This window comes from Streptomyces milbemycinicus, from assembly GCF_002154605.1.
Classification (GTDB): domain Bacteria; phylum Actinomycetota; class Actinomycetes; order Streptomycetales; family Streptomycetaceae; genus Streptomyces; species Streptomyces milbemycinicus.
The window spans coordinates 1-10,121 of sequence record NZ_MUNE01000563.1 but is presented as its reverse complement, the minus strand read 5'-3'; the positions used below and the strand labels follow the sequence as shown (position 1 = coordinate 10,121).

Below are 10,121 nucleotides of genomic sequence, written 5' to 3'. Positions count from 1 at the left end.
ACGGCGAGGACGGCCTCGCCGGTGTGGTCGTCGGGGACCTCGGTGAAGTCCAAGGGGTCGACGAGCGCCAGATAGTCGAGGTCGAGGGGTGGCTGGAGGGAGGCCGCCTCGTCGAGCACCGCGCGCGCGGCGGACCGGACCGCCGCCGCGTCCCGCCCCGCGTCCCGCCCCGCGTCGCGGCCCGCGAACAGCGCGCGGGACAGGGCCAGGGCGGTCGTCCGCTCCTGCGGCGACAGGTAGCGGTTACGGCTGGAGAGCGCGAGGCCGTCGATCTCCCTGACCGTCGGAGCGCCGACGATCTCGACGGGGAAGTCCAGATCGAGCACCATGCGGCGGATCACGGCCAGCTGCTGGGCGTCCTTCTCGCCGAAGAAGGCGACGTCCGGGCGGGTGAGGTGGAGCAGCTTGGCCACGACGGTGAGCACCCCGTCGAAGTGCCCCGGCCGCGAGGCGCCCTCGTACCGCTCCCCCATGTCACCGGCGGTCATCCGCACCCGCGGCTCGCCGCCCCGGTACACCTCCTCGACCGGCGGGGCGAAGACGATGTCCGCGCCCGCGGCGGCCGCGACCTCGAGGTCGGCGTCGAGCGTGCGCGGATAGCGGTCCAGGTCCTCGCCCGCGCCGAACTGCAGGGGGTTGACGAAGACGGTGACCGTCACCACGCCCTTGGCTCCGACCCGGGCGCGGGCCGCGCGTATGAGGGAGGCGTGTCCTTCGTGGAGCGCGCCCATGGTCATGACGACGGCGACCCGCCCCGGGGTGGCGAACTGTGCCAGGGCGGCGTCGAAGTCGGCTCGGCTGGTGAACAGCTCCACGTCCGGCTCGCCGGGGACGGCCTTGCGCCACAGCTTCGGGCTCATGCTCCCGCCCCTCCCCCCAGGTCGGGGACGTCGGAGACGTCCGAGAGGACGCCAAGCAGGTCCTCAGCGAGCTCGGGCTTGAGCAGCCCGGCGGCGAGCGCGCGGTCCGCGGTCGAACGGGCCATCGCGAGGTAGCCGGGGACGGCCTGGGGCGCGTGGCGGTGCAGCTCGGCGACATGGGCGGCGACGGTGCCGGCGTCGCCGCGCGCGACCGGGCCGGTCAGCGCGGCGTCGCCGCTGCGCAGCGCGTTGTCCAAGGCGGCGCCCAGCAGCGGGCCGAGCATCCGGTCGGGGGTGCCGACCCCGGCGGCGCGCAACAGGTCCATGGCCTGGGCGACCAGGGTGACCAGGTGGTTGGAGCCGATGGCGAGGGCGGCGTGGTAGAGCGGCCGGGCCTCCTCGGCGATCCACTCGGGCTCGCCGCCCATCTCGATGACCAGCGCCTCGGCCGCCATCCGCAGCTCTTCGGGCGCGGTGACGCCGAACGAGCAGCCCGCGAGCCGCTGAACGTCGACGGGGGTGCCGGTGAAGGTCATGACGGGGTGCAGCGCGAGCGGCAGCGCCCCGGCGCGCAGGGCGGGATCCAGCACGGATGTGCCGTACCGCCCGGAGGTGTGCACAAGCAGCTGCCCGGGGCGCACCGCACCGGTCTCGGCGAGGCCGCTGACCAGGTCGGGCAGCGCGTCGTCGGGGACGGTCAGCAGGACCAGCTCGGCCCGCGCCAGCACCTCGGCGGGCGGGACGATCGGGACCTCGGGGAGCAGCGCGGCGGCCCGGCGCACGGACGCGTCGGAGACGCCGGACGCGGCGACGGGGCGGTGCCCTGCGAGCCGCAGCGAGGCGGCGAGGGCAGGGCCGACGCGACCGGCGCCGACGACCCCGACGGTGAGCCGGGCAGGGCGGTCCTGCGGCTCGGGAAGTGGATGTGCGTTCACTCGACGACGGCCTTCCGTTCCAGTCCTCAGGGGGTACCGGACGATTCCCCGCCATGCTACGCGAGTGCTTCCAGATGCTCCGGCCCTGTCCCCAGGGCTGTGGAAAACCCTGTGGCCCGCCCGAGCGCCGGTACGACATGCTCGGCCCATGGCAGACGGAACGGAACAGCCGGGCGAACCGGAACAGCCGGGGGGACCGGAACAGCCGGAACAGCCGGGGCAACCGGACCTGCGGGCCCGCAGGCTCGCGGCGTGGCGCGGCTCGACGCGGAAGCTGGCCGACCTCGCCGTCGGTGAGAGGATCCGCGAGCGGCTGGCCCGGCTGACGGCCGACGCGGCCGGGTCGTACGACCTGGACGACTGGGTGGACTTCTACGGGGACGGGGTCGTCGAGGAGCTGGAGCGGCGGGTCGCCGAACTGCTCGGCATGGAGGCCGCGGCCTTCTTCCCCACCGGCACCATGGCCCAGCAGATCGCGCTGCGCTGCTGGGCGGGGCGCACCGGCAATCCGGCCGTGGCCGTGCATCCGCTCTCGCATCTGGAGGTGCATGAGCGCGACGCCTATCTGACGGTGAGCGGGCTGCGCGCGGTGCGGCCGACGAGTGAACCGCGGCAGCCCACGGCCGACGAGGTCCGGGAGCTGGACGAGCCCTTCGGGACGCTCGCCCTGGAGCTTCCGCTGCGCGACGCGGGCTTCGCGCTGCCCACCTGGGACGAGCTGACCGCCGTGGTGGAAGCCGCGCGGGAGCGGGAGGCGGTGGTCCACTTCGACGGGGCGAGGCTGTGGGAGTGCACCGCGCACTTCGGGCGCGAGCTGTCGGAGATCGCCGCCCTCGCGGACTCGGTGTACGTGTCGTTCTACAAGTCGCTGGGCGGCATCTCGGGGGCCGCGCTGGCCGGGCCCGAGGCGCTGGTGGCGGAGGCGAAGGCGTGGCGGCACCGGTACGGCGGGCAGGTGTTCCAGCAGTGGCCCGCGGCGCTGGCCGCGCTGGCCGGTCTGGACCGCGAGCTGCCCCGGCTGCCGTCGTATGTGGCGCACGCCCAGGTCGTGGCGCGGGCGCTGGACGAGGCGTTCACGGCCGCCGGGGTGGCCTGGTTCCGGGTGCATCCGCGCCGGCCGCACACCCACCGGTTCCAGGTGTGGCTGCCGTATCCGGCGGCTGACCTGGACGAGGCGGGGCTGCGGCTGGCGGAGGAGACGCGGACGACGCTGTTCGGCCGGTGGTGGGAGTCGGGTCCGCCTGGCCTGGCCATGACCGAGGTGACGGTCGCCTCATCCGCACTGGAGTGGACGGCGGACGATGTCGCAGCCGCCGTCACCGCTTTCCTGAAGCGGCTTCCGGAGGGCGAGAGGGCGGTCGGCTGAGCCGGCCGCTGCCGCGCCCGTCGCCCGGCGCCGGGCGAAGAGGGCGGCCAGCCGGGCGCGTACGACCTGCCGGGCGCGTACGGTCCGCCGGGCCGCCCCGCGCGCCGGGCGCTCCTCGACCACCGCGCAGAAGTCGCGGTACCGGCTCAGCTCGCGGATGGTGCGCCAGTCGCCGGGGCGGGGCGCGGGCGGGGCGGGTTCGCCGCGCTGGGCGGCGCGGTACAGGTCCAGTACGTACTGCTCGGTGAGGCTCATGACACGAGGCTGCGCCCGCCCCCGGCCGCCGGTCGTCTCGATTGACGATCGCCGTCAAATGACGTCGAAGGCCGTCGTCGCGGACCGCACCATAGGAGCCATGGTCAGCGTCATCGATATCACCGGGCTGCCGCCCGAGCGCATGGTCTTCAGCCCCTCCCCGCTCGCCGAGCTGGGCGCCGCGCTGCATGTGCTGTCCGAGCCCGGCCACCACCCGGGGCTGCACGGCTGGGCCACCGCCACGGCCGCGGGCCTCAAGCCCGACCTCGCCGACCGGCTCCACGAGGCGGACTTTCTGTGGCGCTCCTCCCGCTCCGACCTGCTGCTGCCCGCCGAGCCCGGGGCGACGCTCGCGGAGGAGCTGGACGCGCTGGACCGGATCGACGACGAGACGTTCGTGGCGGCCGCCTTCGAGATCGCCTGCTCCCCCACCTCGTACGCACTTCCCTCGCCGTCGCCGCTGGTAGACGCGGGCGAGCGGGCGCGGGTGCGAGAGCTGGCGGCGGCCCGCGGGCCGAAGCAGGCCGCGTTCGTCGACCGGATGCTGGAGGACCCGGACGGGCTGCGGGTCTGGCTGCGCCGTCTGCTGGAGGACTGCGACCAGGCGTTCTTCGCGGACACCTGGCACCGGGTGCGGGGCCAGCTGGCGGCCGACGCCCGCCACAAGGGGGAGCTGCTGCGGCGCAAGGGACTGGAGGAGGCGCTGGCGGCGACGTCGGCCGCGTTGTCCGTCGTGCCGGGCGAAGACGGTCAGCGGCGCATCCACGTGGACAAGCTCGCCGGGGGCGAGACGACGGCGGTCGGCCAGGGGCTCACCTTCGTCCCGACCGCCTTCGGCTGGCCGCATCTGCTCGTGGTGTACGCGCCCGGCTGGCGCCCGGTGATCCAGTACCCGGTCGCGGCCCCGGAGCTGCCGCCGCCCGCCGCGCTGGAGCTGGTCCAGCGCCGGATGGACGCGCTGGCCCACCCGATGCGGATGCGCATGTGCCTCAGCCTCGCCCGAGGCCCGCACACCACCGGCGAGCTGGCCGAGTGGTGCGGCATCACCCCGCCGGAGGTCTCCCGCCACATCGCCGTCATGAAGAAGGCGGGGCTGCTGACCACCCGCCGCCGCGGCCGGTATGTGCTGCATCAGCTGGAGCTGACGGCGGTGGCGCGGCTGGGCAGCGACTTCCTGGAGAGCGTTCTGAGATAGCCGGCGAACGTTCTGCGGTAGCAGGGCAGGGCGGGACAGCGCAGGGCAGGGCAGGGCGGGACAGCGCAGGGCAGGGCAGGGAACGAGGCTAGAGCCGGGAGCCGCCGCCCGGGCCCTGGGCGCGTACCAGCCCCGACTCGTACGCCATCACCACCACCTGCACCCGGTCGCGCAGCTCCAGCTTGGTGAGGATGCGGCCCACATGGGTCTTCACGGTCGCCTCGGAGAGCACCAGGCGCGCCGCTATCTCGCCGTTCGACAGCCCCTGCGCGACCAGCAGCATGACCTCGCGCTCGCGGTCGGTCAGCCGCTCCAGCTCGGGGCGGGCCGATCCGCCGGGCCCGGTGCCGCCGGCCGCGCCCGGCAGCATCGGCGCGAAGCGGTCCAGCAGCCGGCGGGTGGTGCTGGGGGCGACGACCGCGTCGCCGCTGTGCACGGCGCGGATGGCGGCGAGCAGTTCGCCGGGCGGCACGTCCTTGAGCATGAAGCCGCCCGCTCCGGCCTTGAGCGCCGAGAACGCGTACTCGTCGAGGTCGAAGGTGGTCAGGATGAGCACCTTGGGCGCGCCCTCCTGCGCGCAGATGCGGCGGGTCGCCTCCACCCCGTCGAGCCTGGGCATCCGGACGTCCATGAGGACGACGTCCACCTCGACGGTGCGCAGCACCTCCAGGGCCTCCGCGCCGTCGCCCGCCTCGGCGACGACCTCCATGTCCGGCTGGGCCGCGAGCACCATCCGGAAGCCGGTGCGCAGCAGCACTTGGTCGTCGACGAGCATGACGCGGATCGGCATCCGGTCGGGTCCCTTCCCTCAGCGCTTCAGAGAGCGTTTTCTCAGTGAGCGGGTCATGGTGTGCGTGGTGACACTACCGATCGGCACTGATCGGCACTGATCGGCAGCGATCGGCCGCACGGCCGATCAGTGGGGCCGATCAGCACGGCCGATCAGCGGGGCCGCTCGGCCGGCCGGCTGAGCGGCAGCAGCGCGCTGATGCGGAAGCCGCCGCCGGGCCGTGGGCCCGCGTCGAGGGTGCCCCCCACCATGCCGACGCGCTCCCGCATCCCGATCAGGCCGTGCCCCTGGCCGTCCGCGCCGCCGTCCTCGTACATCTCCTGCCGCGCGCCCCGCCCGTCGTCCTCGACGAGGAGGCCGAGCCCGTCGTCGAAGTAGGTCAGGCGCACGCTGGCACCGACGTCCGGGCCGCCGTGCTTACGGGTGTTGGTAAGCGCTTCCTGCACGATGCGGTAGGCGGTCAGCTCGACGCCGCTGGGCAGCGGGCGCGGACTGCCCACGATCTTGAAGTCCACCGGCAGCCCGGCGCCGCGCACCTGCTCCACCAGGTCGTCTATCTGCTCCACGTCCGGCTGCGGGACGTAGTCGCTGTCGTCGCTGGGCGCCCCCGAGCGCAACACGCCCAGCAGCCGCCGCATCTCGGCGAGCGCCTGACGGCCGGTGCCGGAGATCGTCTCCAGGGCCTGCCGGGCCTGGTCGGGGGCGGCGTCCATGACGTACGCGGCGCCGTCGGCCTGGACCACCATCACCGACACGTTGTGCGCCACGACGTCGTGCAGCTCGCGCGCGATCCGCGCCCGCTCGGCGGCCACCGCCACCTTGGCCTGCGCCTCGCGCTCCTTCTCCAGGCGCGCGGCGCGCTCCTCCAGCTGGGCGTAGTAGGCGCGGCGGGTGCGGATGGAGTCGCCGAGCACCCAGGCCAGGACGAACGGGATGGTGATGAAGACCGTGGCGATGGCGGCGCCCCACCACGTTCGTTGCTCCGCCTCCGGGTGATCCGGGCCGGGCCAGCGGAGGGTGGCGACGATCGGCGCGACCAGGGCCGCGACGAGCGCGAAGCGGGACGCCCAGCGCTTCCCCTCGGCCGCCACGGTGTAGACGACGACCAGCATCGCGAAGTCGGCGGGGTTCTGCTCGACGTTCAGCACGACCTGGACCACCCCGCACACCGTGGCGAGGATCAGCATCTTCTCGGGCGCACGACGGCGCAGCGCGACGGCGGCGCACAGCGCGAGGACGACCGGCACGGCCGCGGCGCGCGGCACCGTGTGCATGGGCGCCTTGACCATCCACAGGAGCGAGAAACCGAAGAGGATGACGGCCCAGAAGCTGTCCACCCCTGTCGGGTGCCTGCGGAGGAAGTCGTAGAGGCGCTGCACGTCACCCAGCGTAGGCATGGTGGATACGTCCGGGGGTCAGCCGGACGGGCGATCCGTGAGCCGCCGCCCTACGACCCAAGGTGGATACGGCTCCGCTTAGCGTAGGCGTGTGGCGAGCGAGACACGGGAATGGCTGGGGTGGCGTGACGCCGCCGAACACGCCCTCTACGGACCGGAAGGTTTCTTTCGGCGTACGGAAGGACCGGCCGGGCATTTCCGTACATCGGTGCATGCTTCGCCCCGGTACGCGGCGGCGGTCGCCGAACTGCTGGCGCGGGTGGACCGGGCGCTGGGCCACCCGGCCGAGCTGGCCATGGTGGACATGGGCGCGGGGCGGGGCGAGTTGCTGACGGGCGTGCTGGCGTGCGCGGCGGGGATGGCTGCGCGGCGGGGCTCCGGGCTGGCTGAGCGGTTGCGCCCGTACGCCGTGGAGCGGGCGCCGCGCCCACCCGGCCTCGACCCCCGGATCACCTGGCTCGGGGACCTCGGCGAGCTCCCGCGCGACGGCCTCGACGGACTCCTCTTCGCCAACGAATGGCTCGACAACGTCCCCGTCGATGTGGCGGAGGCCGACGCGGACGGCGCCTGGCGCCGGGTCCTGGTCGCCACCGAGGACGGCGCCGAACGGCTGGGCGAGCAGGTGGGCGGCGCGGACGCGGACTGGCTGGCGCGCTGGTGGCCGTCGGCGCGGGACGAACCGGGGCTGCGGGCGGAGATCGGCCGGCCGCGGGACGAGGCGTGGGCGGAGGCGGTACGCGCCCTGCGGTCGGGGCTCGCGGTCGCCGTGGACTACGCGCACGAACGCGGGGCGCGGCCCCTGTTCGGGACGCTGACCGGCTTCCGCGAGGGGCGTGAGGTGCGGCCCGTACCGGACGGTTCCTGTGATCTGACCGCCCATGTGGCGCTCGACGCGTGCGCGGCGGCGGGCGAGGCGGCCCTGCGGGGGATGGCGGATCCCACACCCGAGGATCACAGGCCCGCGGATCACAGGCCCGCGGATCACAGGCCCGCGGATCACTCGCGCGCGGATCCCTCGCTCCTCCCCGTCACCCTCCCCCAGCGCGACGCGCTGCGCGCTCTCGGCGTCGAGGGGCGGCGGCCGCCGCTGGCGCTGGCCACCGACGACCCCGCGGCGTACGTACGCGCGCTGAGCGCGGCGGGCGAGGCGGCGGAGCTGCTGGACCCGGCGGGGCTCGGGGGCTTCACCTGGCTGCTTCAGCCGACGGTCGCGGTGTGCGGCGGGCTGCTGGGGCCGGGGCGGCCGGGCGGAGAAACGGCAGCTGAGAGACTGGGCTCATGACGGAGGCTGCTACATCCGAGCGGCCGGGCCCATGAAACAGCGCGGCTGAGAGACTGGGCTCATGACGGAGGCTGCAACATCCGAGCAGCCAGGCCCATGAAACAGCGCAGCTGAGAGACTGGGCTCATGACGGAGACGACAGTCGGCATCGGCGGTGCCGCCGAGAGCACGGACATGGTGCTCAACATCGGCCCGCAGCACCCGTCCACCCACGGCGTGCTGCGGCTGCGCCTCGTCCTGGACGGGGAGCGGATCCAGAGCGCCGAGCCGGTGATCGGGTATATGCACCGCGGCGCGGAGAAGCTGTTCGAGGCGCGGGACTACCGCCAGATCATCATGCTCGCCAACCGCCACGACTGGCTCTCCGCCTTCTCCAACGAGCTGGGGGTCGTCCTCGCCGTCGAGCGGATGCTGGGCATGGAGGTGCCCGAGCGCGCCGTATGGACCCGCACCCTGCTGGCCGAGCTGAACCGGGTGCTCAACCACCTGATGTTCCTGGGGTCCTATCCCCTGGAGCTGGGCGGCATCACGCCGATCTTCTATGCGTTCCGCGAGCGCGAAGATCTCCAGCACGTCATGGAGGAGGTCTCCGGCGGCCGGATGCACTACATGTTCAACCGGGTGGGCGGCCTCAAGGAGGACCTTCCGGCGGGCTGGCTCGGCCGGGCCCGCCAGGCGGTGGCCGAGGTCCGCTCGCGCATGGACGTGTACGACCAGCTGGTGCTCGGCAACGAGATCTTCCGGGGGCGCACCCGCGGGGTGGGCGCGCTGGCGCGCGAGACGGTGCACGCCTACGGGGTCAGCGGCCCCATCGCCCGCGCCTCGGGCGTCGACTTCGACCTGCGGCGCGACGAGCCGTATCTGGCGTACGGGGAGCTGCGGGACACCCTGAAGGTCGTCGTCCGCGAGGAGGGCGACTGCCTGGCCCGCTTCGAATGCCTGCTGGAGCAGACCCACAACTCCCTGGACCTCGCGGACGCCTGCCTGGACCGGATCGCGGAGCTGCCGCCGGGCCCGATCAACCAGCGGCTGCCCAAGGTCCTCAAGGCGCCCGAGGGCCACACCTACGCCTGGACCGAGAACCCGCTCGGCCTCAACGGCTACTACCTCGTCTCGAAGGGCGAGAAGACGCCGTACCGGCTGAAGCTGCGGTCGGCGTCGTACAACAACATCCAGGCGCTGACCGAGCTGCTGCCTGGCACGCTGGTCGCCGACATGGTGGCCATTCTCGGCTCGCTCTTCTTCGTCGTCGGCGACATCGACAAATAATCGACAAATAACGGTACGAGGAGCCGACGGGCCGTTACGGCGGCCCTACGAGATCGCGCTGCGCAGCTTGGGCATCTCGATGTGCTCGGCCTCGTCGTGCTCGGTCAGATCGATGACCTCGCCCACGGCGCCCTTCCCGGCCTCCTCCGCAAGCGTCTCCGCGCCGATCACATCGGCAAGGTCCTCGTCCGACGCCTCCGGGCGCTCGGCGGACTCGGCGGACTCGGCCAACTCGGCGGGCTCGGCGGGCTCGGCGGGCTCGGCAGACTCGACGGGCTCGGCAGACCCAACTGGGTCGGTCGGCACGAGCGAGTCGGCGGCGGGCTCGACGGGCTCCGGCTCCCGCATCTTGGGCTGCTGCTTCTGCGTACCGAAGTAGTCGAAGCCGCCCTCCGCGCGCGAGGCGGCCCGGCGCGCCGCGGCGTACGGCACCACCGCGGAGGCGGCCGTACGGGCGTGGGGCCGGGGCTCCCCGGCGCCGGGCGCGGCGGCAGCGGCCTGGTCCTCGCCTGGCTGAACCTCGCCCGACTGGTCTTCCTCAACCAGCCGGTCCTCAACTGGTCGGTCCTCAACCAGCCGGTCCTCAACTGGTCGGTCCTCAACTGGTCGGTCCTCAACCAGCCGGTCNNTGCGCTCCTCGGCGCGCGGCTGGCGCGGGACCCGCTCGCGCTCCTCGCGCTGCCGGCGCGCATTGCGCACCAGGTGACGCAGCGCCTCGTCGGCTCGCGCATACGCCTCGGCGGTCGGAGCACCGGCCACGGGGGCGCCGGGG

The 10,121-nt window shown here is 73.7% G+C and carries 9 protein-coding genes; 4 read left to right on the top strand and 5 right to left on the bottom strand.

The window, feature by feature from the left end; genetic code table 11:
- On the bottom strand, positions 1-860 hold an 860-nt coding region (gene panC, locus CCN51_RS38210), incomplete at its 3' end, for a pantoate--beta-alanine ligase (RefSeq protein ID WP_086860634.1).
- Complete coding sequence (locus tag CCN51_RS38205; protein WP_014178524.1) at positions 857-1,795, bottom strand: Rossmann-like and DUF2520 domain-containing protein; 939 nt, start codon at positions 1,793-1,795, stop codon at positions 857-859. The genes CCN51_RS38205 and panC, both read right to left, overlap by 4 nt.
- Positions 1,796-1,943: 148 nt before the next feature.
- On the opposite strand from CCN51_RS38205, the gene CCN51_RS38200 reads away from it, so the two are divergent.
- Positions 1,944-3,161, top strand: coding sequence for a threonine aldolase family protein (locus CCN51_RS38200; RefSeq protein WP_014178523.1), 1,218 nt, complete (start codon positions 1,944-1,946; stop codon positions 3,159-3,161).
- On the opposite strand, the gene CCN51_RS38195 is transcribed toward CCN51_RS38200, so the two are convergent.
- Positions 3,069-3,416, bottom strand: coding sequence for a hypothetical protein (locus CCN51_RS38195; protein ID WP_014178522.1), 348 nt, complete (start codon positions 3,414-3,416; stop codon positions 3,069-3,071). The genes CCN51_RS38200 and CCN51_RS38195 overlap by 93 nt on opposite strands.
- A 100-nt stretch (positions 3,417-3,516) precedes the next feature.
- On the opposite strand from CCN51_RS38195, the gene CCN51_RS38190 reads away from it, so the two are divergent.
- Positions 3,517-4,611, top strand: a complete 1,095-nt coding sequence (locus CCN51_RS38190; protein WP_043491099.1) for a DUF5937 family protein — start codon at positions 3,517-3,519, stop codon at positions 4,609-4,611.
- Positions 4,612-4,699: 88 nt separating this feature from the next.
- Here the strand turns inward: CCN51_RS38190 and CCN51_RS38185 are convergent, their stop codons facing one another.
- Both CCN51_RS38185 and CCN51_RS38180 read right to left on the bottom strand, forming a co-directional pair.
- The gene (locus CCN51_RS38185) at positions 4,700-5,401 is read right to left on the bottom strand and encodes a response regulator transcription factor (protein WP_014178520.1); all 702 of its coding nucleotides are present in this window, start codon (positions 5,399-5,401) and stop codon (positions 4,700-4,702) included.
- Positions 5,402-5,553: 152 nt separating this feature from the next.
- Positions 5,554-6,780, bottom strand: coding sequence for a sensor histidine kinase (locus CCN51_RS38180; RefSeq protein ID WP_106436669.1), 1,227 nt, complete (start codon positions 6,778-6,780; stop codon positions 5,554-5,556).
- Between the two features lie 109 nt (positions 6,781-6,889).
- On the opposite strand from CCN51_RS38180, the gene CCN51_RS38175 reads away from it, so the two are divergent.
- Together CCN51_RS38175 and CCN51_RS38170 are read left to right on the top strand one after the other, a co-directional pair.
- The gene (locus tag CCN51_RS38175; protein WP_086860632.1) at positions 6,890-8,080 is read left to right on the top strand and encodes an SAM-dependent methyltransferase; all 1,191 of its coding nucleotides are present in this window, start codon (positions 6,890-6,892) and stop codon (positions 8,078-8,080) included.
- A gap of 126 nt (positions 8,081-8,206) precedes the next feature.
- On the top strand, positions 8,207-9,349 hold the full coding sequence (locus CCN51_RS38170; protein ID WP_014178517.1) for an NADH-quinone oxidoreductase subunit D: 1,143 nt from the start codon (positions 8,207-8,209) through the stop codon (positions 9,347-9,349).
- The last annotated feature ends 772 nt before the right edge of the window (positions 9,350-10,121 follow it).